Source organism: Nocardioides sp. Z22_16 (assembly GCF_058134365.1).
Genome location: NZ_JBYTTI010000004.1, coordinates 356,684 through 380,311, shown reverse-complemented (window position 1 = coordinate 380,311; position 23,628 = coordinate 356,684). Strand labels below are relative to the sequence as shown.

Below are 23,628 nucleotides of genomic sequence, written 5' to 3'. Positions count from 1 at the left end.
ACCCGTCAACGTGTGCAGGGAGCATCATTCCCCGCCTATGAGCCAGCCAGTTCCGACAGGCGCCGAGCGATCTCGGTATCGCGGTCGGCAGCCGCGTGCTGGTAGCGCATCGCTGCCCCTGGGGTCGAGTGGCCGAGGCGACCCATGAGTTCCGCCAGCGTGGCACCGGTCTGCGCGGCCAGCACAGCGCCGGTGTGCCGTAGGTCGTGCCAGCGGAGGTCTGGACGGCCGGCTGACTCGCGGGCCGGGTAGTAGACCTTGTAGAGGGTCGCCGGGGCCATGTGGCGGTTGCTGTCGCCCGCGGCCGGGAAGAGCAATGAGTCACGGCCGGGTGCGGTGTGGTCGGAGAGGTGGTCCGTCACGAGCGGCAGCAGGTGGGGAGGGATGGCGATGTCGCGTACGCCGGCGTCGGTCTTGGGTGGACCGATGATGAACTCGCCGTCGACTCGCACCACTCCACGGCGGACCTTCACGCGTCCGGTGCGCAGGTCGATGTCGCCGCGGCGGAGCTCGGTCAGCTCGCCGAAGCGCATGGCGCACCACGCGGCGAGGAGCGCCATGAGCTTGTACCGCTCGGGCAGTTCCTCGACGATCGTCTTGAGCTCCTCGAGGCTGGCCGGCTGGACGTGGTGGGCGCGCTTCGCGCTGCCGGCTCCGCGGATCTGGGCCGGGTTGTAGGGCACGAGAGGATGCGGGCGCTCCGAGGCGGCGCTGGTGAAGACCGTGCGGAGCAGGCTGTAGGACTGGGCTCGGGCGGTCTCTCGTCCGGGCGCGAGAGTGTCGTACCAGGCGTTGACGTCCTCGGCCGTGATCCGGTCGATGCGCTCGTCGCCGAATGTCGGGTAGATGAACGTGTCGAGCAGCATCCGGTACTGCTGCCTCGTCGTAGGCCGCAGCGCGCGGCCTTGCGTCTTCCTCGTCTCGAGCCACTCATCGGCGTACACACGCAGGGTCGGGATCTCCTTCTGCCGGGCCGCACGCGCGGCGGCTTCCGGTGCCCAGAGCTCAAGGTTGATCTCGGCGCGTCGCGCCGTCAGCCACGCGATGGCATCGTCCTTCGCTGCGAACGTCTCCGGTGCGCGATAGAGCCTCCGGTCGGGCCCGGTGTAGGCGGCTCGATACCGGCCGGACGAGAGCCGCTCGACGCGGCCGAACCCCCGCGTCATGCTCGCGCTCTTCCTGGTCACTTCGGTCCCTTCAAGCTCGATTTCGAGGAACATACGAGGAACAACGAGGAACAACGGGGTCCGAATCTGTCCGGACGTGTCCGAGCCTGTCGTTGAGACATATCGCCTCTGACCTGCGAAGATACAGAAGTTCGGCGCAGCGGCGCGCGTTGGGCGAGGGTGCCGCTCAAAATGCGAACCCAGTATCGCCCACCTCGAACAGCCTGTCCTGTGGAAACGCGGCCAGAGGCCGTTCTCGTTCCGATGTCGCATCGGATTGAAACCCTCACTGGCCAGTTCCGGCACTTGGAATCCGGTGGCCGGATGCCTCCAGCCGCCGAGAAGTGTCGACGACCTCGAAATCGCGTCGCGGAGTACTCGACTGGTTCAACCACCGACGCCTTCAGGGCGAGATCGGACTCGCCCCCGTCGTGCGAAGACGGACAAGTCAGGCACAACCCCCGGCCGAGCGCGAAGCCGAATCGTGCAGGAGACCCCTAGGATCGCGCTCGTGCGCCTGATATCGGCTGTTCTCGGGTTCGCCCTGAGGAAGCTGGGTCTGCTCGGGGCGCTGGTGGTGTCGCTGTTCCTCGCCTACCTGCTCGTCCAGGTGCTGGTTCCCAGTCTGCGCGAGGCCGTGGCAGACCATGAGCGACTCGAGAAGGTGGCAGAGGAACGATCAGCTCTCGAGGACGACCTTGCGGAGCTGCGGCGGACTGCCGCGGAGGGCCGAAGCGAGGCGGTCGAGTCGCTGGAGGGCAAGATCGGCGTCGAGATCGAGGAAGGGCGCCGCAACGTCGCGACGAAGAAGGCAGAGATCGACCGGCTGCGTGACGACCAGCAAGAGCTCTGCGGCTTCGTGCGCGAGGTCATCGCGTGGCTCACCCCGGGCAACGCGTGCAGGTCAGCTGAGGCCGCGGTCGCGAAGGCGGACGAAGCACTCGACACCCTCGAAGGAACACTCGGCCGGGCTGAGGACGACGCCGCGATCCTTGCCGACCCCGCCCTGAGCCCTGAGCAGAAGCTGGATCGACTGGGCGTCGGCGGTGAGAACTCCCTGGTCGAGAGGGAGATCGACAACAAGGAGTCGGAGCTGGGCCAGAAGAAGGCCGAAGAGGAGAGCTTGGAGCAGGCCCAGGGATCCGGGGTGGGATGGGTCCTCAACCAGTGGCTCCAATCGTGGAGGTGGCTGGCTGCCGTCGCCCTGCTCGTGGTCGTCCTGCCCGGAGCCTTGCGCACCTTCAGCTACTTCGTGCTGATGCCGGTGGTGAATCGCGTGCACACGCCGATCCACCTGGCGGCCGGAGCTGAGAACGCGACTGCCGACCTTCGCACCACCGCGGCCCAGCGGACCCTGCCGATCGAGCTGGACGCCGGTGAAGTGTTGTCCGCGCGGTCGGAGTTTGTGCGGCCGGTGCAGGGCAAGATACGCAGCCGGCTCCTCTACGACCCGACGGCGCCGTTCATCAGTTTCGCGGCCGGGCTCTACTTCCTGAGCCGGATCACTGGCGACGGAGACGTCACGTCCGCGACGCTGGCGTCGCCCGATGATCCCGACTCGTACCTGATGCGCATCGACTTCCAGGACCATCCGGGTCTCGTGATGCATCCGAAGCACGTCGTGGGGGTGATCGGCACACCAGGCTTGCAGACGCGCTGGCGGTGGGGCATCCAGTCCTTCGCGACGTGGCAGGTGCGCTACATCATGTTCACCGGCACCGGCAGCCTGATCGTCCAGGGCGTCGGCGACGTCGCGGCCATGAACCCGCGCGGCAGGTCCACCAGGATGGAGCAGCACCTGGTGATGGGGTTCGACTCCCGCCTGACCGTGGGCGTCAACCGGACCGAGGTGTTCTGGCCCTACCTGCGGGGCAAGACCCCGCTCGTCGACGACGAGTTCACCGGTCACGATCCACTCTTCTGGCAGAAGTCCAGCGCCGACGGGCCGAGCACCCCTGTCGCCAAGGTGTTCAACACGTTCTTCTCGGGGTTCGGCAAGCTGTTGGGCTTCTGATCTCCCACGAGCCGAGGAAGCACCCCGCCAGGCCCACAGCGTCAACGGGACTGGAGCGCGTACGCGATCGCCAGCGCCGTAGCGGTGACACCGAGCATCAACGCCAGCACCCGGTCCGGCATCCGGCTGTGCCAGCGCGCACCCAGATAGCCGCCAGCCAACCCGCCGAGGCCGCAGGCGATCCCCACTGCCCAGTCCGGTGCCACCGAGCCGTCGGTGCGCACCGCGATGACCGCGAACGCGACCGCGCCGACGATCGAGGTCACGAACGTCGAGGCCAGTGCCGCGGGCGCCACCCTCGCGACCGGCAGGCCGCGCGCGACCAGGATCGGCGCCAGGATCGACCCGCCGCCGATCCCGTACACGCCACCGACGACGCCCACCGCCAGGCCGAGCCAGGCGATCAGGTGAAGCGGGGGATCGGCCTTCCGCGGGGTCGAAGCAGGCCACACGGTGCGCCAGATCAGCCACAGTCCCACGGGCAGCAGGACCGCCGCTGCCACCAAGCGGAAGGTCCGGACATCGGGGATCACATAGACCCGCACGAGCGCGCCGACGATCACGCCCGGCACCGTGCCCACCAGCATGTACCGAGTCAGCGCGCCAGGGCGCTGACCCTGCGCCCGGTAGCGCAGGAGTGCCCCTGGGCCGGACACCACGTTGTAGAGCAGGTTGGTCGGCGTCACCGCAGGGCTTGGGATCTTCAGCAAGTCCATCTGGACCGGCAACAAGAAGACGGCACCGGAGACACCCACAGGTGCGGTGAGCGTCGCGATCACCAGTCCCGCGACCAGACCAAGCGCCAGATGTCCCCAGTCCACCGGCTGATCCTCGCATCCAGCACAGCTCTCAGCCGCTGGGCGATCTGCGGGCGAGCAAGAGTTGGTAGAGCCCCTCGGTCCTCATCGTGACTGCGCGTGCCCCCTCCCGAGTCTGGGCGGAGAGTGCCCGCCGCGGCAACGACGACCGGCGCAATGGGGCGGCAAATGCTGGTTCATCACCGGGTAATCCCGAGCGCCCAGAGTGGCTGCGAGAGGGCCCGGCCGTGCGTCGGGCGCCGAACAGAGACGGAGGACCGGATGTCCACAGGTTCCAGATCACGCCGCAGGCCGGACCACGACGACGTGCTCGACGACGAGGGAGCGGTCCTGGTCGTGGAAGGGGTTGTCGAGCGGGGGGACCAGCGCGGTCGCACGCTCGGCTTCCCCACGGCCAACGTGCTGGACGTCGATGCCGTCCGGCTCGACGGCGTCTATGCCGGCACGGTGCAGATCGACCCGGAGTCCGGCGGCCCGACCTTCATCTCGGCCGTCTCGGTCGGCCACCGGCCGACCTACTACGGGAGGGACGGCGTACGCGTCCTGGAGGCGTACCTCCTCGACTTCAGCGGCGACCTCTACGGGCGGTCGGTGCGGGTCGAGCTGCACCTGCGACTGCGCCCGCAGCATCGGTACATCGACTCCCCGACGTTGGTGCGTCAGCTGCGCCGCGACGTCTCGGCCACGCGCGCGTGGGCGCGTGCCAACGGCCTGATGGGCGTGGGGGAGTCGGGCGCCCGACTCGACTCCGAGGCGTCGACCAGCTGACTCGACCGCGCCCGCCGGCTCCGCGACGGGCGCCGCGGCTCACTCGCGCTGCCCCGAGACCCAGTCCGGCTGGGCGGAGCGGTGGCCGGTGACCTGGTCGGCGAGCGTGTCCAGGTTCTTCATGACGACGTCCTCGAGTCGCATTCCGACCGCGGCGGCGTTCTCCTCGACACGGCCCGCGAAGCGGGTGCCCGGGATGGGCACCACAGGAAGGCACAGGGCGTGTCCCCTCTCGTAGAGCCAGCCCAGCGCGAGCTGGGCCGGAGTGACCCGCTGCTCCTCGGCGATCCGCACGAGCGCCTCGAGAAGCGGTCGGTTGGCGGCGAGTGCCGCAGTGTCGAAGCGGGGGAAGCGGCGGCGCATGTCGGAGCCCGTCATCCCAGCAGCGTCGAACCGGTCGGTGAGCCACTGGCGCCCGAGCGGCGAGAACGCCACGAACCCGATCCCGTGCTCGAGCATGGCGGGGATGACCTTGTCCTCCACGTCGCGGCTGATGACACTCCACTCGGACTGAACGGCGGCGATGGGATGGACGGCCGCAGCCCGGCGGATCTCCGCTCCCGTGGCCTCGGAGAGACCCAGGTGGAGCACCTTCCCCTCCTCAACCAGCTCGGCCATCGCGCCGACCGTCTCCTCGATCGGCACCGTGGGGTCCACCCGGTGCTGGTAGTAGAGGTCGATCCGATCGGTGCCGAGACGTCTCAGGCTGCCCTCGACCTGCTGACGGACGTAAGCGCGGTCGCCGCGGATCGCGCGGCCGTCGGAGCCCGGACGTCGCACGATGCCGAACTTCGTCGCCACCTGGACCTCGTCGCGCCGGTTCACCAGCAGGCGGGCAAGGATCGTCTCGCTCCGCCCCTCGCCATACACGTCGGCGGTGTCGAAGAAGGTGACTCCTTCGTCCACCGCTCGGCGGACCGTCTCCAGGGCGTCGTCGTCGCTCACCGGCCCATAGGCATCGGTGAGAGACATCGCGCCATAGCCCTGCGCGGAAACCGTCAGACCATCCCCGAGCGTCGTCTTCGCAAGCACCGTCATGGACGACGATCCAAGACGGCAGCGGTTGCCATCAGGTCGTCCCTCCGTTGCGCGGGGATTGCGCCGCCCGGACCGCCTCCCAGAGTGATGCCGTCCCGCACCCGCAGTGACGTCGTCCTCAGACGCCGAGGCGGCGGCGGCTGGCGCAATGGGTCCTTCACCTGGAGGTGGAACCCGCGTAACAGGCCGTTCCTAGCCTCGGTCGCGGCGGGTCCCCATTCCTTCCTGAGAAGAGCCGACGTGACCAAGCAGATCCACCTGAGCATCAACCTGACCGAGTACGGGCGTCACTCGGGCTCGTGGCGCCACCCCGATGCGGACGTCTCGGCGATCCCCAACCTCGAGGCCTACCTGCACGCCTGCGAGTGGGCGGAGAAGGGCTTCTTCGACCAGGGCTTCATCGCCGACACGCCCATGCACACCTGGGGCAACGAGTCCACGACGTCGACGCGGCTGGACGCCATCGAGATGGCGGGCTACCTGGCGGCACGGACGACGCACCTGGGTCTCATCGCGACGATGTCGACGAGCTACACCGAGCCGTTCGAGGTCGCGCGCCGCGGCGCCTCGGTCGCGAACCTGAGCGGCGGCCGGCTGGGGCTCAACTTCGTGGCCTCGCAGGGCGACGACATGGCGCGCAACTTCAACCTGGCCAAGGAGAAGCCGCGTGAGGTGCGCTACTCCCGCTACCGGGAGTACCTCGAGGTCATCACCAAGCTCTGGGACTACGCCCCGACCGCCGACGCGCCCGGCCGACTGCTGCGTCACGAGGGCGAGCACTTCCAGGTGGAGGGGACTCTCGACGTGCACCGACCGCCGTTCGGCCGGCCCGTCATCGTCCAGGCCGGGCAGTCGGCCGAGGGCCGCGACCTGGCGGCGCGGTGGGCCGACGCCATCTACGCGGCGGGTACCACGGTCGAGCGCGGGCGCGAGTACCACGCGGACATCAAGCGCCGCGCGGCCGCCTACGGGAGGGACCCCGACGGCATCAAGGTGATCATGGGCATCGCCCCCTTCCTCGGGCAGACCACCCAGGAGGCCCACGAGCTCAAGGACCTGCTCGACGACTACCACGCCGAGGGCGCCGACGTGATCGCCCACCTGTCGCGGATCTTCGAGTGCGACCTGTCGGGATACGACCCGGAGGGGCCGGTGCCCCTCGACGACCTGCCGGAGGTGAGGTCGGCCTCGGTGGGACTGGCCACGATGTGGAAGCGGGTGGCCAGGGAGGAGAACGTCGCCCTCGGGGACCTCGCCTACCGCTCCTTCGTGGGCGGCCTGGTCAACATGCAGTTCGTCTCGGTGGGCACCGCGGTCGAGGTGGCCGACGAGATGCAGCTGTGGTTCGAGACGGGAGCCTGCGACGGTTTCTCGCTCGTGGCTCCCACCGTGGGGCCGACGATGGAGAGCTTCGTCAACGACGTGGTGCCGATCCTCCAGGAGCGCGGACTCGCCCGCACCTCGTACGAGTCGGACTCCCTGCCCGGTCACTACGGACTCAGCGCACCGCTCGACCCGCGCCACACCCTGCAGCCCGGCGCGCAGCAGCTCCCGCTGTGACCGCGCTCCAGGACCCGCCCGCCGCGCGCCCGGCCCGCTCGGTCCTGCGCGGCTTCGCCGGGCCGGTCTACGTCCCGGCCACGATCTTCGCGATCGGGCAGGGGGCGGTCATGCCGATGATGGCGATCGCGGCCCACGACCTCGGGGCCAGCTTCGCGACGGCCGCCTTCGTGGCGGGTCTTCCCGCGGTCGGCGTGCTGGCAGGGGACGGCCCGGCGGGTGCGCTCGTCGCGCGGGTGGGGGAGAAGCGCGGGATGCTGCTGGCGGCCGGCGTCACCGCGGTGTGCAGCCTGGTGGTGGTCCTGGCCCAGAACCTGGCGGTGCTGATGGTGGCGGCACTCGTCATGGGCGCGGCCTCCTCGATCTTCCTCCTGGCCCGGCACACCCTGCTCACCGAGCTGGTGGAGCCGGGGTACCGGGCGCGCGCCCTGGCGTTGCTGGCCGGGACCCACCGCGCCGGGGTGACCATCGGGCCGTTCACCACGGCCGCCCTGACCACGAGCTTCGGCTCCCTCTCGGCGTTCTGGGTCCAGGCGGTCGCCTGCGCGATCGTGATCGTCTACCTCTGCGTCGCCCGGGACCCGGAGGTGCCGCTCACGCCCGACCACGGGCTCGAGCAGCGGACGGTCGGGCTGTGGCCCATGTTCCGGGCCCACCGCGAGGTCCTGCTCCGGGTCGGCGGGGCGATGGCGATCCTCATGCTCCTGCGCACCACCATGGTGATCCTCATCCCGCTGTGGGGCCTGATGATCGGGATCCCCGCGTCGCAGATCGCCCTCGCGGTCGGGGTCTCGGGGCTGCTCCAGCTGGTCCTGGTCTACTCGTCCGGACAGATCGCGGACCGCTTCGGCCGGATGTGGGTCGCGGTCCCGGTGACCGCCGGCATCGCGGTCGGTCACATCCTGCTGCTCGTGGCGCACGACAGCCTCACCTACTGGGTCGTGGCGGTCGTGCTCGCGGTGGTCAACGGGTTCGGCGGCGGGATCATGATGACCCTCGGTTCGGACCTCGCCCCGCCGGGACGGACCTCGGAGTTCCTCGGCCTCTGGCGTCTGGTCAACGACGCCGGCGGCGCCGCCGCGCCCCTGATCGTCTCCGGCGGAACCCTCCTGGTCTCCCTCGGGTTCGCCGCCGGTGCGTTGGGCGGGATCGGCCTGCTGGGCAGCTGGATGCTGTGGCACTGGCTCCCCAGGTACGTCGACCCCGCGCCGCCCGCGGCGGCGGGCGCTCTCCACCAGCGCCCGGACGAGGAGGAGTCATGACGAGGGCCCCTGGGGTGGCTCCCGGCCCGGGGCATGACGCTCGAGTACGAGGCGAGGCGCTGACGGCCAACCGGCGTAAAGAAGCCTTCACCGCCGCCGGACGTGGACGAAATACGCCGTTCCTAGCGTGTGAGGACCAAGCGTCACAGATCGCGATGAAGGGAAGCGTGGGCCGATGCCGGCGGACATGTTCCACCTCGGATGGTTCTACTCCAAGGGCTTCGGGCCCAAGGCCTGGAAGCACCGCTGGGCAGGGCCGGACACGGCGGTGCGCAACTTCACCAAGCCCGACAACGCCGTCTTCCTCGCCCAGGCCATGGAGCGGGCCGGGTTCGACTACCTGATGATCGAGGACTCCTCGAACGTCCCCTACACCTACCAGGGCAGCCACGACGCCTACCTCCGGCACTCCGTCGACACCCCGAAGCTCGACCCCACCGTGCTGGCGCCGTTCGTCACGATGAACACCCGCCACCTGGGCTGCGTGGTCACCTGCTCGACGACCGAGTACCACCCGTTCATGCTGGCGCGGAAGTTCAACGCGCTCGACCACGTCTCCGACGGCCGCATCGGGTGGAACATCGTCACCGGCTCCAACGACGGAGGCGCGCAGAACTACAACCGGGACAAGCAGTGGCCCCACGACGAGCGCTACGACATGGCTGACGAGTTCCTCGACGTCTGCCATCGCCTGTGGAGGTCGTGGGACGACGACGCGCTGGTGCTCGACCTGGAGAACGGCGTCTTCGCCGACGGGAGCAAGGTCCACCCGATCGACCACCACGGGAAGTACTACAAGGTCCGTGGACCGCTCTCGGCGCCGCCGATGCCGCAGGGCAGCCCGGTGCTGTGCCAGGCCGGCGGGTCCCCGCGCGGGCAGCGCTTCGCCGGCACCTGGGCCGAGACGATCATCGCCGCGCCGCGAGGGATCGAGGCGATGAAGAAGTTCCGCGACGATATCCGCTCCCAGGCCGCCGACCAGGGTCGCGACCCCGACCAGATCAAGCTGATGTTCCTGATCTCGCCGATCATCGACGAGACGGCCGCCCGCGCCCAGGAACGTCAGCAGCAGCGCTTCGACGACGCCGAGAGCGACTGGGAGTTCGGCCTGGCTGCGCTCTCCCGGGGGACCGGGATCGACTTCTCCCAGTTCGACCTCGACCAACCGATCCCGCGGCTGGAGAGCAACGGGCACCAGTCCAGCGCGCGACAGTTGGAGGGCAAGATGCTGCGCGACGTGCTCCGCTACAACCGGGCGCTCGAGTGCGTGCCGCTGGCCGGCACCGCCGACTCGGTCGCCGCCGAGATGGACGAGGTCATGCAGGAGGTCGGTGGCGACGGCTTCCTGATCATGGACAGCTACCACTCGCGCCGCTACATCACCGAGATCACCGACGGTCTGGTGCCTGCGCTGCAGCGACGCGGCCTGACCCGCACCGCCTACGAGCACACCCTCTTCCGCGACAACCTGTTGGCGTTCTGATGAGCGCGCAGATGTTCCACCTCGCGTGGTTCTTCTCCAAGGGCTTCGGCCCCAAGGCGTGGAAGCACCGGTGGCACGGTTCCGACGTGGCCCGCTTCACCAAGCCCGACACGGGGGTCTTCCTCGCGCAGGCCATGGAGCGGGCCGGGTTCGACTACCTGATGCTCGAGGACTCCTCGAACGTCCCCTACACCTACCAGGGCAGCCACGACGCCTACCTGCGGCACTCGGTGGACACGCCCAAGCTCGACCCGACGGTGCTCGCGCCCTTCCTGATCGAGGCGACCGAGCGCCTCGGCATCGTGGTCACCTGCTCCACCACCGAGTACCAGCCGTTCATGCTGGCGCGCTCCTTCAACACCCTCGACCACGTCTCCGACGGGCGGATCGGCTGGAACGTCGTGACGGGCTCCAACGACGGCGGCGCCCAGAACTACGGCCGGGACAAGCAGTGGCCGCACGACGAGCGCTACGACATGGCCGACGAGTTCATGGAGGTCTGCCGCGGTCTGTGGACCGGCTGGGACGACGACGCCCTGGTCCTCGACCGCGAGAACGGCATCTTCGCCGACGGCGCCAAGGTCCACCCGCTCCACCACCGCGGCACCCACTACCAGGTGCGGGGGCCGCTCTCCGCGCCTCCCATGCCGCAGGGCAGTCCGGTGATCTGCCAGGCGGGCGGCTCGGGCCGGGGCCACCGCTTCGCCGGCACCTGGGCCGAGACCGTCATCACGGCGGCCAACGACCCTGCCGACATGAAGCGCCAGCGGGAGGCCATCCGCGAGCACGCGGTGGCGGCCGGTCGGGACCCCGACTCCGTCAAGGTCTTCTTCCTGGTCTCGCCGATCATCGACGAGACCGTGGAGATGGCGCAGCTGCGCTACGCCGCCTCCCAGGAGATCGACGACGACGAGGTCCAGTACCAGCTCGCCTCGCTGTCGCGGCAGTCCGGGATCGACTTCTCGCAGTTCGCCCTGGACGAACCCCTCCCGACCAGGCTGGAGAGCAACGGGCACCAGTCCATGGTGGCCAAGTGGGAGGGCAAGGTCCTGCGCGACGTCATCACCGGCAACCCGCTCAACTCGGGCTCGAAGATGTATGTGGGAACGCCCGACAGCGTGGCCGCGCACATGGACGAGGTCATGCAGGAGGTCGGCGGAGACGGCTTCCTCTTCGTCAACTCCTACTTCCCCCGACGCTACGTCAGCGAGATCTGCGACGGACTCGTTCCCGGGCTCCAGAAGCGCGGCCTGACGCGCACGGCGTACGAGCACGAGCACTTCCGCGACAACCTGATGGCCTTCTGAGGAGAACCCGTGATCGTCACCGCATTCCTCACCCTGACCAGCGAGAGCACCCTCGACGAGGTCGTCACCGCCGCGCAACGCCTGGAGGCCTCCGGGGTCGCGGCGGTGGGCGTCCTGGACGCGGCGGACACCGGCGCGGCCTCGACCCCCTTCGAGTCCACCAGCGTCGCCAGCCGGATCGCTGCCGCCACCACCACGATCGGCGTGATCGCCAGCGACACCGCCCTCTACGGCTTCCCCTTCCACTCCGCTCGACGCCTGGCGACGCTCGACCATCTCGCCCAGGGCCGCAGCGGCTGGCTGGCGCGCACCACGACCGGGCCGAGCGAGGTCGCGACCTTCGCCTGGCGCTCGACGCTGGGTCGCGGCGAGGAGCTGCACCGCGCCACGGAGTTCCTCGAGATCGACCTGGAGCTGTGGGACAGCTGGGAGGAGGGCGCCCAGTGGCCCGACAAGGCCGCGGGTGACTTCAAGGACGACTCACGCATCCATCCCATCGACTACCGCTCGACCTCCTTCCGGGTCGCCGGCCCGCTCGACACCCCCCCGACCCCGCAACGCAGGCCGGTGGTCCTCACCCGGGTCGGCACGCTCGGGGAGGCCGCCACGCTGGCGCCCTACGTCGACGTGGCGATCATCGCGCCCACCGAGGACGTGTCGACCTCTGCGCTGGTGGCGGCCGCCCGGGAGGCGGCCAGGGAGGCCTCCAGCGGGGTCGAGGTGCTGATCGCCGGCGCCGTGGCGGGCCAGCTGGGCCTGCCCGACGTGGCGGACGCCCTCTCCAGGGCGGCCCGGGAGGACGCCGCCGGCACCGCCCTCCTCGTGGACCCGGCCGCCGTGGAGAAGGCGATCGAGGCGGTCTCCGGCCTCGGGCTCGCCGCCCCGGAGAGCCCCGGCACCCTGGCCGCCGCGCTGGGCATCGACCTCCCCGTCGGGGGCCGCGCCTCCTGAGCACACCCGTTCCCGGCTCCACCCGAGGCCGGCAACCGCGCCGCGCCGCGCCCCCTGACTTCCGAAAGGCACCACATGGCAGCGAAGCCGTTCCACCTGGCCTGGTTCACCTCCTTCAACCCCCCGGCCTGGCGATCGCCCTGGGGCGGCACGTCGGGCACCGAGTGGATGACGGGGGAGTACCACATCTCGATGATCAAGCAGATGGAGCGGGCCGGCTTCGACTTCATCATGTTCGAGGACTCCACCATGGTCTCCGACGCCATGGGCGGCACCCAGGAGCTGGACCTCAAGCACGGCCTGCACTCGCCGAAGCTCGACCCCTTCCCCCTGTTGCCCGTGCTGGCGCGGGAGACCAAGCACATCGGCCTCATCGCCACCGGCTCGACGTCGTTCTACCCGCCCTTCATCCTGGCCCGGGCGATGGCCACGATGGACCACCTCACCGGTGGACGCGTGGGATGGAACGTGGTCACTTCCTCGGAGGACGTCGCCGCGCAGAACTACGGCATCGACCAGCTCCTGCCGCATGACGAGCGCTACGACATGGCGGAGGAGCACGTCGAGATCGTGAAGAGCCTCTGGGGGTCCTGGGAGCCTGACGCGGTCGTGATGAACCGGGAGACCGGCCACTACGCCGACCACACCAAGGTCCACCCCCTCCACCACGTCGGGAAGTACTTCAAGGTGCGGGGGCCGCTCAACATGCCCGCCGGCCCCCAGGGGGTCCTTCCGCTCTGCCAGGCCGGTGGCTCCCCGCGTGGGCGGGACTTCGCGGCCAAGCACGCGAACGCGATCGTCGTGACCCAGCCGATCGTGTCGAAGATGAAGGAGTACCGCGAGGACGTCCGTGCCCGCGCGGAGAAGTTCGGACGCGACCCCGACGACATCAAGGTCCTCTTCCACCTCGCTCCGGTCATCGGCGAGACCGAGGAGGAGGCCCGCGAGCAGCACCACCGGCTCTTCGGCATGGAGGACCCGCTCTCCATCGAGAGGGTGCTCGCGATGACGTCCGCCGTCACCGAGATCGACTTCTCCCAGTACGACCTCGACGCGCCCTTCCCCCAGGACCTCACCACGAACGGGCACCAGTCGGTCCTGCAGGACCTGATGGAGCGGAACAAGGGCAAGACGCTGCGCCAGTCCCTCTCCGAGCGTGCCCAGCTGGGACCGCAGGTCGTCGGCACCCCCAAGACGGTGGCCGACCAGATGGAGGCCCTGATGGAGGAGGTCGGCGGCGACGGCTTCCTCTTCCTCGCGGCCCCCCACAGCCGGCGCTACATCGACGCGGTCTGCTCCGGCGTCGCCCCCGAGCTGCAGCGCCGTGGCCTGGTGCGGACGTCGTACGAGCACACGACCTTCAAGGAGAACCTGCTCGCCTTCTGAGCAGCCCACACCACGACGACAGGAGACGACATGAGCGGCGCGAACCCTTTCCACCTGGCCTGGTTCGGGGCGGACGGATTCGGTGTGAAGTCCTGGAACAGGACCTGGTCGGGGCGCGGGGGCAAGGACTGGTGGGACCCGCAGCTGTGGATCGAGCTGGCCCAGTCCCTGGAGCGGGCCAGGTTCGACTTCATCATCATCGAGGACTCCTCCTACGTGCCCGACACCTACGGCGGTACCTCCGAGGCCTACCTGAAGTCGGCCACCGCGACGCCCAAGATGGACCCGAGCGTGCTCGCGCCGCTGATGAGCTGGCACACCAAGAAGATCGGGATCGTGCCAACCCTGTCGGTCTCCGAGCACCACCCCTACGGCCTGGCGCGCAAGATCAACACCCTGGACCACATGTCGCAGGGGCGCACCGGGTGGAACATCGTCACCGGCTCCAACGACAACGCCGCCAAGAACTACGGCCTCGACGACTGGCTCGACCACGACGAGCGCTACGACATGGCCGACGAGTTCTACGACCTCGCCTGCAAGCTGTGGACCTCCTGGGAGCCGGACGCGGTCGTGCTGGACGAGGAGAGCGGGACCTGGGGCGACTTCACCAAGGTGCACACGGTCGACTTCCGGGGGAAGTACTTCTCCTCCCGCGGCCCCCTCAACGCACCGCAGTCGCCGCAGGGCCTGCCGACCTTCGTCCAGGCCGGCGGGTCGCCGCGCGGCAAGCGGTTCGGCGCCCGCACCTCCAACGCCCTCATCTGCGGCGTCGAGGGCGGCCCGGCCAAGATGAAGGAGTTTCGCGACGACGTGCGGGTGATGGCGGCCGAGGCAGGTCGCAACCCGGACGACGCGAAGGTGCTCTACCTGATCTCGCCCGTGCTGGCCGAGACCGACGAGGAGGCCTGGGCCAAGCGGCACCGCCAGTCCGAGTTCGCCGAGGCGCACCCCGAGCTGGGCCTCCTGCACCTCTCACGCCACTCCCGGATCGACTTCTCCCAGTGGGACCTCGACGAGCCCATCCCCGAGGGCACCACCACCAACGGACACCAGCAGCAGCTGACGCAGATGATCGGCAAGACCCCGCGCCAGATCCTCAGAGAGGGATTCGGCCTCGGCAACTTCGAGCTCGTGGGGACGCCGGAGACGGTGGCCGCCCAGCTCGACGAGGCCATGCAGGAGGTCGGCGGTGACGGCTTCCTGCTCGCGTCCCGCGACCTCAACCGCCGCACCATCGCCGAGGTGGCCGACGGCCTGGTGCCGGCGCTGCAGCGACGCGGCCTGGTGCGCGAGGAGTACTCGTTCGACACCTTCCGCGAGAACCTCCTCGAATTCTGACCGGGCGAGGACCCGGGAAGCCGGGCGGCGTAATGGAGACGTACCGCTTGCTTATCGGAGCCGTGACAACGCCGCCCTAGGTTCGGCAGCAATCCAGGACGGCAACGAGAGGCAGTGCCCATGACGGCCAATCCCTTCCACCTGGCGTGGTTCGGCGCCGGCGGTTTCGGTGTGAAGTCCTGGAACAGGACCTGGTCGGGGCGTGGGGGCAGGGACTGGTGGGACCCGCAGCTGTGGATCGACCTGGCCCAGTCCCTGGAGCGGGCCAGGTTCGACTTCATCATCATCGAGGACTCCTCCTACGTGCCGGACACCTACGGCGGTACCTCCGAGGCGTACCTGAAGTCGGCCACCGCGACCCCGAAGATGGACCCGAGCGTGCTGGCTCCGTTGATGAGCTGGCACACCAGGAAGATCGGGATCGTGCCGACGCTCTCGGTCTCCGAGCACCACCCCTACGGCCTGGCGCGCAAGATCAACACCCTGGACCACATGTCGCAGGGGCGCACGGGGTGGAACATCGTCACCGGCTCCAACGACAACGCCGCCAAGAACTACGGGCTCGACGGCTGGCTCGACCACGACGAGCGCTACGAGATGGCCGAGGAGTTCTTCGACCTGGCCTGCAAGCTGTGGACCTCCTGGGAGCCGGACGCGGTCGTGCTGGACGAGGAGAGCGGGACGTGGGGCGACTTCACCAAGGTGCACACGGTCGACTTCCGGGGGAAGTACTTCTCCTCCCGCGGTCCGCTCAACGCACCGCAGTCGCCGCAGGGGCTGCCGACCTTCGTCCAGGCGGGCGGATCGCCCTCGGGGCGTCGCTTCGCCTCCCGCGCTGCCAACGCCATCATCTGCGGCGTCGAGGGTGGCCCGGAGAAGATGAAGGCCTTCCGTGACGACGTCCGCGCCCAGGCCGTCGGGCACGGGCGGAATCCCGAGGACGCGAAGGTCCTGTTCCTCGTCTCCCCGGTGGTCGCCGAGACGGACGAGGAGGCGGTCGCCAAGCGGGAACGGCAGCAGGCCTTCGCCGAGGCGCACCCCGAGCTGTCGCTGCTCCACCTGTCACGCCACTCGATGATCGACTTCTCGCAGTGGGACCTCGACGAGGTGATCCCGGAGGGCACCACCACCAACGGACACCAGCAGATGCTCACGCAGGCCATCGGGAAGACCCCGCGCCAGATCGCGAACAAGGGCTTGGGGGGTCTGGAGCTCGTGGGCTCGCCCGACACCGTCGCAGCACAGATGGACGAGGTGATGGCTGAGGTCGGCGGCGACGGGTTCCTCTTCGCCGGCTTCGACCTCAATCGGCGCTTCATCGCCGAGCTGGCCGACGGACTCACGCCCGCCCTGCAACGACGCGGCCTGGTTCGCGAGGAGTACAGCTTCGACCAGTTCCGGGACAACCTCCTGGAGTTCTGAGGCGCCGTGCCTGCCTCGTCGGACACATCGTCGACATGTGGCGCAATACAGATTTCTTGGCCACCTGCGGCCGACGAAACAACCGGCGACTTGATTGTTCTCGACAGTCCGACGAGTCGACACCCACCGCGTGACCCAGGACTCGCACCGCCGCCGACGCCACCTCGACGCACCTCGACGCAAGGAGTAGCTGTGAACACACGTACAGACGACCTGCTGGTCGTGAAGGACGCGTCGGTCTTCTACGCCGGAGAGCACGGGGCGCGGGGTCCGGCGGTCGAGCACGCGACCTTCGGCATCGCCCGTGGAGAGCACGTGGCGATCGTCGGGGAGTCCGGATCGGGCAAGACCACACTCGCTCTGGCGATCGCCGGGCTCCTCACCGCTGCAGGGGCGACCTACGCCTTCGAGGAGTTCGTCTTCGACGGCGTCCCGATCGAGCGCACCACCACCGCGCCGGTGCCCCATCGCACCCCCGGCATGTCGATGGTCTTCCAGAACGCCATGACCTCGCTCGACCCGGTCGCCACGGTCGGCAGCCAGTTCGTCGACGTCATGCGGGGGCTGTCCAAGATCAGCAGGAAGGAGGCGAAGCGGAAGGCGGCCGACTGGCTCGTCAGCGTCGGTCTCCACGACACCGACCGGGTGCTGCGTCTGCGCCCCTACGAGCTCTCCGGTGGCATGCGCCAGCGCGTCATGCTCGCGCTCGCGATGTGCTCGGAGCCCAAGCTCCTGCTGGCCGACGAGCCGACCAGCGCCCTGGACGCCTCGGTGTCGCGCGACGTCATGGACCTCCTGCGGTCGATGACCGAGCGCACCGGAGCGAGCCTGCTGATCGTCACCCACGACATCGACCTCGTGCGGGTCTACGTCGACAAGGTCATCGTGATGTACCAGGGCGAGGTGGTGGACGTCTGTGACGCCTCCCGGATCGAGGAGCAGGCCAAGCACCCCTACTCCCTGGCGCTCACCCGGTGCGTGCCGACCCTCGAGTCGGTGGACCTCGACCGGTTGCCCACCCTCGACGAGGCCATGCTGGCGGACCTGGAGATGGCCTCCCTCCACGCCGCCAGCGAGGCGGTCTCGGCGTGAGTGCTTCCCTGGCGACCGTCCCGGAGCCGACGCCCGCCCCCTTGCCGCCCGTCGTCACGCTGCAGGCCGAGAACCTCACCCGGGTCTTCGGACGCGGCTCGCGCAGGCATGTGGCGGTCGAGCCCCTCAGCCTCGAGATCGACACGCGCACCAGCCTGGGGATCGTGGGGGAGTCGGGTTCGGGGAAGTCCACCCTCGCCCGCCTGCTCGTCGGACTCGACACGCCCACCGAGGGGACCGTCCTCCTGGACGGCACCCCCATCTCGCGACTGATGTCGAGCCGCTCCGGCATGCGGATGTTCCGCGGCACCGTCCAGCTGGTCGCCCAGGACACGTTCTCCAGCTTCGACCCGCGCCGGAAGCTGCGCGACGCCGTGGCGACCCCGCTGCGGATCCTCCGCGGGATCGAGGGCGAGGAGGCCCAGCAGGAGATCCTCGACGTCCTCAAGGTCCTGCAGCTCGACCCGGCGTTCCTGGACCGCTACCCGGGCCAGATCTCGGGGGGACAGCGCCAACGGTTCGCCCTCGCGCGCTCCCTGGTGGTCCGGCCCCGCATCCTGCTGTGCGACGAGATCGTCTCCGCTCTCGACGTCTCGGTCCAAGGCGCTGTCCTCAACATGATCCGCGACTACTGCGAGACCCACTCGGTCGGCCTCGGCTTCGTCTCGCACGGGCTGCCGGCCACCGCCTTCATCTCGAGCACCCTCCTGGTGATGCGGCACGGGCAGGTCGTCGAGCACGCCCCGACCAGGGACGTGATCACCGACCCGCAGCACGCCTACACCCGCGCGCTCATCGACGCCCACCGCCGAGGGCCCGCGAACGTGATGGTCGGCACGGCCTCATGACCGCGTCCGTCGCCGCCGACCTCGACCCCTCCCGGACCACGGCCGCGTGGGTGGGTCCCGAGCATCCCCACGCCCACCCGTGGGCGGTGGTGACCGTCACCACGTTGGGCAGCCTGCTCATGTTCCTCAACAGCTCCTCGGTGAGCGTGGCGCTCCCGGCGATGTCGGAGGAGCTGGGCGTCACCGCTGCCGCGGCCGACTGGGTGCTGCTCGGCTACCTGCTGTCGCTGACCGCGGGCGTCCTCGTCTTCTCCCGGATGGGCGACATGTACGGCCGGCGACGGCTCTACATCTGGGGCCTGGTGCTGATGATCGTGGCGAGCCTGGTCGCGTCCCTGTGCGGTGACATCGTCTCGCTGGTCGCCCTGCGCGTGGTGCAGGGGGTGGCGGCTGCGGCGATCATCCCCAACGCCAACGCGCTCATCTCCGACGCCTTCCCCAGCGACCGTCTCGCACTCGGGCTGAGCGTCAACATCATGATGGCCTCCGCAGCCATGATCCTCGGCCCGATGGCCGGGGGGTGGCTGCTGGAGGCCTCCGGCTGGCGCAGTCTCTTCCTCGTCAACGTCCCCTTCGGCCTGGTCGCCGTGGCGCTCGCAGCCAAGGTGCTGCGTCGCGACGCCCGGCGTCCCCTCGCCGGCGACAGGCTCGACCTCACGGGAGCCGCACTTGCGGCCGCGGGGCTCGCCTGCGTCGTCCTCGCGATGAACAGGATCTCGGTCCCGGGCTGGGCGGCTGCGGCACTCGTCTCCGGGGCAGCGGGGATGGGGCTCCTCGCCCTCTTTCTCGCGCACGTCGCAAGGGCGGCGACGCCGCTGATCGACCTCGCGGTGGTCACCGACCGCGCTCGCGCGCTCGCCTACGCCACCGCCTTCCTGATGTCCTTCCCGCAGGCGGGCGCCTTGCTGCTGGTGGTGCTGTACCAGCAGGTCATCCGTGGGGCGTCGGCGCTCGACGCCGGCGCTGCGGTCGCGGTGCTCGCGGCGGCGATCGTGGTCACGAGTCCAGTGGCGGGCTGGCTCGCCCGCACCTTCGCGCCTCGCGCCGTCTCCTCCGCGGGCTGCTTGACCTCCGCGCTGGGCTACCTCGTGCTCCTCGCCTCGATGGGCGGTCAGGCTCCCGGCGCCTGGTTCTACGCCGGGCTCGTGCTGGCCGGTGCCGGCAACGGCATCTTCACCGCACCCAACACGGCGGCCATCATGGCGGGTCTTCCGGCCGGGCGGAGAGGGATCGCCAACGGAGTGCGCTCGGTGCTGTTCAACGGCGCCCAGACGATGGGATCCGCCGTGGTCCTTCTCATGGTCTCGGCGGGCCTGGCTGCCGCCGGGCACCACAGCTACGACGTGGTCGCGGGTGCCGACGACGACCTGGTCACCGCGTTCCGCAGCGCCTGCGTCCTGCTCACGTGCTGCGCCGTCGCCGCGACAGTGACGTCGCTCGCGCGTGGCGGGGACTGGCTGGTCGGGCCACTGGCACGGACAACCGCGTCGCACGACGAGCCGAGAGGCGTCAGGGCATGAGAGCGTACTTGTCCCGCAACCGGTGGTGGATCACCCGGAGCCTCGTGCTCCCCCTCCACCTGCTGATCTTCTCCTTCGCGGCGTTCCTGATGGTGCGCCTCGTCCCAGGCGACCCCGTCCTGGCACGGATCGACCTCTCCAACGGCTTCAGCCAGGCCGACTACGACCGGATGGCAGAGGCGATGGGCCTCGACGGGTCGCTCTGGAGCCAGGCGCGGGAGTTCATGCTCAACGTCGTCCAGCTCGACCTCGGGACCTCGACCTCCACCTCGCGGCCGGTGTGGACAGAGATCATGGACCGTCTGCCGGCCACCCTGGAGCTGATCTTCCTGGGACTGGGGGGATCGGCCCTCGTCGCCCTGGCGCTGGCCTACGTCTGGCTGTCGACCAGCAACAGGACCGTGCGTCGGGTCCTCGACCTGTACCGCAACCTCACAGGTGCGCTCCCGGACTTCGCGGTGGCCATCTTGGCGATCGTGGTCTTCTTCGTGCTCATTCCGATCGCTCCCGCGCCGGTCGGCCGGCTGGACCCGGGCACGACCCAACCGCTGGTGACGGGCTTCCCGCTGCTCGACACGCTCCTCACGGGCAAGCTCGACCTGACCATGCAGATGATCGGCCACTACGTGCTGCCGGTCGGCGTGCTCGTCTTCATCCATGGCTCGGGGCTGTGGCGCCAGCTGAGCCTGGGCATCGAGGAGCAGGTGGCGGAGCCGCCCACCCTCTTCAAGATCGCCTCCGGCGCCACGCGGTCCTCGGTCTTCCGCAGCGTGCTGCGCCGGTCCGCCGCTGGCTCGGTCGTCACCCTGGGCAACAAGTTCGGAGCGTTGCTCGGCGGGGTCATCGTGCTCGAGCGGCTCTTCGGATTCGGCGGGGTCGGGCAGTTCTCCATCGATGCGGTCAACGCCCTGGACTTCCCGGGACTCCAGGGTTTCCTGATCGTCATCGCCGCGCTCTGTCTCGTCGCGTTCTTCGCCGTCGACATGGTCAACATGCTGCTCGATCCCCGTCGTCGTCCCGGAGTGAGGGTGGATTCCTGATGAAGGTTCTCAGCACTGTGCGGCAGCTCCCGGTGGTCTCGTTGGTCTCCGCCGGCGCCCTGCTCTTCTTCGTCCTCGTCGGCCACCTCCTGACACCCCACGACCCGGAGAAGGTCATCACCGGCGCCCTTCAGCCGCCGAGCGGTGACCACTGGTTCGGCACCGACGCCACCGGCATGGATGTCTTCTCCCGCACGATCGCAGGGGCGCAGATCGACATCGGACTCGCCCTGGCAGTCACGGTGGTCTCGACGGTGGCCGGACTGGTCATCGGGCTGCTGATCGGCACCAGCGAGTCCAGGAGAGGTGCCATCGGTGTCGCCGGGCGCGGTGTGACGCGGTTCCTCGACCTCGCCGACGCCATCCCGCCGCTGGTCATCGGCGTGGTGATCGTGGGCCTGATGAACGCCACGCTGACGAGCCTGGCGATCGCCCTGACCTTCATCATGGTGCCGGTCCAGGCTCGCCTGACCCGGGCCGAGGTGCTGAAGGTGCGCAACGACGCATACGTCGAGGCAGGCCTGATCGCCGGCCTGCGCCCCGGCCAGGTCACCGTGCGGCACGTCCTCCCGAACTCCGTGCGGCCGGCGGTCGAGAACTGCTCCACGGTGTTCGGCTACTCGGTCATCGTGCTCGCCTCCCTGGGCTTCCTGGGAGTCGGTCTCAACCCCCCCACCCCGGAGTGGGGCAACATGATCTCCTCCGGCGTCTCCGGAGTCATGCTGGGAAGCTGGTGGCCGACCTTCTTCCCGGCCCTCGCGCTCATGCTCGCGGTGATCGCCGCCGCCTCCGTGGCCGGTCTGCTCACGCGCCTCAGTCGTGGTCCTGCCGTCCGATGACCTCATCAGGTGCAGCGTCGCACCGACTCATGTCCCCCTGCGATCAACCCCTGGAGGTTTCCGTGATCAACCGTGACAGGCCCCTCGGCCAACAGCCCGACCGGGGGAGCGGCCCGCCGGCCCTCGCCCGTCGGGGGTTCCTCCTGGGCGCCCTGGGCGTGGCCGCCGTGGCGACGCTCGCGGCCTGCTCGGACCAGTCCGACAGCCCTGCGGCCGGGGGCTCCGGAAAGTCCTCCACGGGCATCGTGGTCGCCGTCTCGGCGCTGGCGGCGTCGCTCAACGGTGTGCTGGACGGGAACGGCCTGTCCCTGCAGGCGTTCGAGCTCAACGCCAACCTGCAGGCCGGACTCGTCCGCAACCCCTACGTGGACAGCGTGCTCGACGGGACGGTCGTGCAGGACTTCAACGAGTACGTCGGCTACGTCGCGGAGTCCTACGAGGTCTCCGAGGACGGTCTGGTCTACACCTTCCACCTCCGTCCCGACTTCAAGGACGTGGAAGGCAATCCGATCACCGCGGACGACGTCCTCTACTCCTTCGAGCGCAAGTGGGCCTCGGAGACCTACGCGAAGGCCTCGTGGGGCGAGTTCAAGGGTCCGGAGGCGGTCAAGAAGGTGGACGAGCTCACGGTCGCCATCGAGATCCCCACCGCCGGCTTCGGGCTCACGTTCCTCGGGCTGCTGGCCAACCTGCAGGGTCACATCTACTCCAAGACGATCCTGGACGCGCACAAGACCACGGACGATCCCTATGCCATGTCCTGGTCGGCCCAGAACGGCGGCTGGGGTCTGGGGCCCTACTACATGAAGTCCATGGTGGCCGACCAGGAGATGGTCCTGGTGGCCAATCCCCACTACGCCTACGGGGAGCCCGCGATCAAGCAGGTGACGCTGCGGGTGGTGACGGACGCGGGTACGCGCGCCAGTCTGGTGAGGTCCGGCGACGTGGCGCTGGCCGAGGACATCCTTCCCAACGACCAGGCCAAGCTCGCACAGGACGACAGCCTCACTGTCCCGGAGGTCGCCAACCCGATCGAGTACGTCGACGTCACCCTGGTGACCAACAAGGCGCCGTTCGACGACGTCACCGTGCGACAGGCGTTCCAGCTGGCGATCCCCTACGAGCAGATCATGAAGGAGGTCTACGCGGGCCGAGCCGTGCCCATCGTCGGCAACATCAACCCGGCGACCAAGGGCTACAGCACCGATGGCATCCCGCGGATGGAGTACAGCGTGGAGAAGGCCAAGGGGCTCCTGGCCGAGGCCGGTCTGGACTCGGTCGACTTCACGCTCAGCGTGTCCACAGCCAACCAGGACCTGGTCAACCTGTGCCTGCTGATCAAGTCCTACGCCGAGGAGGCCGGTTTCAACGTGGAGATCGAGCAGCTCGCGGCCCCCGACTTCGGCACGGCCCGGGCCGAGGCGAGCAAGCAGGCGATCATCTACCGCAACCGCAGCCAGGTGCAGACCCCCGAGTACGCGTGCACCACGTTCTTCAAGCCGGGTGACGACCCCTCGAGCCCCTCGCGGTGGGACGACGACCTGAACAAGCAGTTCTGGCAGGAGGTCGACGCCGCCAGGGCTCTGCCCGACCAGCTGAGCGAGGAGGCGGGTCGGTACTGGAACGAGGCGCAGAAGATCCTCGTGGAGGCTGCTGTCGAGATCTTCGTCTGCGCCATCCAGCCCACCCAGGTCGTCTCCGGCGACCTGGAGGGCTGGGCGTACCGCTCGGAGAACCAGAACGACTTCGGCAACCTCACCTTCGTCTGACCAG

General features: G+C 69.2%; 19 protein-coding genes. 16 read left to right on the top strand and 3 right to left on the bottom strand.

Features of this window, described 5'->3' with window-relative positions:
- Positions 1-35 precede the first annotated feature (35 nt).
- Positions 36-1,220, bottom strand: a complete 1,185-nt coding sequence (locus tag AC3X7R_RS13935) for a tyrosine-type recombinase/integrase (protein WP_489966268.1) — start codon at positions 1,218-1,220, stop codon at positions 36-38.
- A gap of 457 nt (positions 1,221-1,677) precedes the next feature.
- On the opposite strand from AC3X7R_RS13935, the gene AC3X7R_RS13930 reads away from it, so the two are divergent.
- Positions 1,678-3,180 carry a hypothetical protein gene (locus AC3X7R_RS13930; protein WP_489966267.1) on the top strand — a complete coding sequence of 501 codons (1,503 nt, stop codon included), beginning with the start codon at positions 1,678-1,680 and terminating at the stop codon, positions 3,178-3,180.
- 41 nt (positions 3,181-3,221) lie between these two features.
- Here AC3X7R_RS13930 and AC3X7R_RS13925 read toward each other — a convergent pair whose 3' ends face one another.
- On the bottom strand, positions 3,222-4,001 hold the full coding sequence (locus AC3X7R_RS13925) for a sulfite exporter TauE/SafE family protein (protein WP_489966266.1): 780 nt from the start codon (positions 3,999-4,001) through the stop codon (positions 3,222-3,224).
- 258 nt (positions 4,002-4,259) lie between these two features.
- On the opposite strand from AC3X7R_RS13925, the gene AC3X7R_RS13920 reads away from it, so the two are divergent.
- Positions 4,260-4,766, top strand: coding sequence for a riboflavin kinase (locus tag AC3X7R_RS13920; protein WP_489966265.1), 507 nt, complete (start codon positions 4,260-4,262; stop codon positions 4,764-4,766).
- 39 nt (positions 4,767-4,805) lie between these two features.
- On the opposite strand, the gene AC3X7R_RS13915 is transcribed toward AC3X7R_RS13920, so the two are convergent.
- A complete protein-coding gene (locus AC3X7R_RS13915; RefSeq protein WP_489966264.1) occupies positions 4,806-5,738 on the bottom strand; it encodes an aldo/keto reductase in 933 nt (310 codons plus the stop codon).
- Between the two features lie 306 nt (positions 5,739-6,044).
- On the opposite strand from AC3X7R_RS13915, the gene AC3X7R_RS13910 reads away from it, so the two are divergent.
- From AC3X7R_RS13910 to AC3X7R_RS13845, 14 genes are all read left to right on the top strand, one after another.
- Entirely contained in the window at positions 6,045-7,364 is a 1,320-nt protein-coding gene (locus tag AC3X7R_RS13910) for an NtaA/DmoA family FMN-dependent monooxygenase (RefSeq protein WP_489966263.1), read from the top strand.
- On the top strand, positions 7,361-8,626 hold the full coding sequence (locus AC3X7R_RS13905) for an MFS transporter (RefSeq protein ID WP_489966262.1): 1,266 nt from the start codon (positions 7,361-7,363) through the stop codon (positions 8,624-8,626). The genes AC3X7R_RS13910 and AC3X7R_RS13905 overlap by 4 nt, the downstream gene beginning before the upstream one ends.
- A 175-nt stretch (positions 8,627-8,801) precedes the next feature.
- Positions 8,802-10,109: an NtaA/DmoA family FMN-dependent monooxygenase gene (locus AC3X7R_RS13900; RefSeq protein WP_489966261.1), complete on the top strand. Its 1,308-nt coding sequence runs from the start codon at positions 8,802-8,804 to the stop codon at positions 10,107-10,109.
- The gene (locus tag AC3X7R_RS13895; RefSeq protein WP_489966260.1) at positions 10,109-11,416 is read left to right on the top strand and encodes an NtaA/DmoA family FMN-dependent monooxygenase; all 1,308 of its coding nucleotides are present in this window, start codon (positions 10,109-10,111) and stop codon (positions 11,414-11,416) included. Before AC3X7R_RS13900 ends, AC3X7R_RS13895 begins: the two co-directional genes overlap by 1 nt.
- A 9-nt stretch (positions 11,417-11,425) precedes the next feature.
- The gene (locus tag AC3X7R_RS13890; RefSeq protein WP_489966259.1) at positions 11,426-12,367 is read left to right on the top strand and encodes an LLM class flavin-dependent oxidoreductase; all 942 of its coding nucleotides are present in this window, start codon (positions 11,426-11,428) and stop codon (positions 12,365-12,367) included.
- 75 nt (positions 12,368-12,442) lie between these two features.
- Positions 12,443-13,753: an NtaA/DmoA family FMN-dependent monooxygenase gene (locus tag AC3X7R_RS13885; RefSeq protein ID WP_489966258.1), complete on the top strand. Its 1,311-nt coding sequence runs from the start codon at positions 12,443-12,445 to the stop codon at positions 13,751-13,753.
- A 30-nt stretch (positions 13,754-13,783) separates the two neighbouring features.
- Complete coding sequence (locus AC3X7R_RS13880) at positions 13,784-15,094, top strand: NtaA/DmoA family FMN-dependent monooxygenase (RefSeq protein ID WP_489966257.1); 1,311 nt, start codon at positions 13,784-13,786, stop codon at positions 15,092-15,094.
- Positions 15,095-15,214: 120 nt separating this feature from the next.
- Entirely contained in the window at positions 15,215-16,516 is a 1,302-nt protein-coding gene (locus AC3X7R_RS13875) for an NtaA/DmoA family FMN-dependent monooxygenase (protein WP_489966256.1), read from the top strand.
- 192 nt (positions 16,517-16,708) lie between these two features.
- Positions 16,709-17,608, top strand: a complete 900-nt coding sequence (locus AC3X7R_RS13870; RefSeq protein WP_489966255.1) for an ATP-binding cassette domain-containing protein — start codon at positions 16,709-16,711, stop codon at positions 17,606-17,608.
- The gene (locus AC3X7R_RS13865) at positions 17,605-18,456 is read left to right on the top strand and encodes an ABC transporter ATP-binding protein (protein ID WP_489966254.1); all 852 of its coding nucleotides are present in this window, start codon (positions 17,605-17,607) and stop codon (positions 18,454-18,456) included. The genes AC3X7R_RS13870 and AC3X7R_RS13865 overlap by 4 nt, the downstream gene beginning before the upstream one ends.
- Positions 18,453-19,976 carry an MFS transporter gene (locus tag AC3X7R_RS13860; RefSeq protein ID WP_489966253.1) on the top strand — a complete coding sequence of 508 codons (1,524 nt, stop codon included), beginning with the start codon at positions 18,453-18,455 and terminating at the stop codon, positions 19,974-19,976. The genes AC3X7R_RS13865 and AC3X7R_RS13860 overlap by 4 nt, the downstream gene beginning before the upstream one ends.
- Positions 19,973-21,016: an ABC transporter permease gene (locus tag AC3X7R_RS13855; protein ID WP_489966252.1), complete on the top strand. Its 1,044-nt coding sequence runs from the start codon at positions 19,973-19,975 to the stop codon at positions 21,014-21,016. The genes AC3X7R_RS13860 and AC3X7R_RS13855 overlap by 4 nt, the downstream gene beginning before the upstream one ends.
- Complete coding sequence (locus AC3X7R_RS13850; RefSeq protein WP_489966251.1) at positions 21,016-21,855, top strand: ABC transporter permease; 840 nt, start codon at positions 21,016-21,018, stop codon at positions 21,853-21,855. Before AC3X7R_RS13855 ends, AC3X7R_RS13850 begins: the two co-directional genes overlap by 1 nt.
- Positions 21,856-21,917: 62 nt before the next feature.
- A complete protein-coding gene (locus AC3X7R_RS13845) occupies positions 21,918-23,624 on the top strand; it encodes an ABC transporter substrate-binding protein (RefSeq protein WP_489966250.1) in 1,707 nt (568 codons plus the stop codon).
- Positions 23,625-23,628 lie beyond the last annotated feature (4 nt).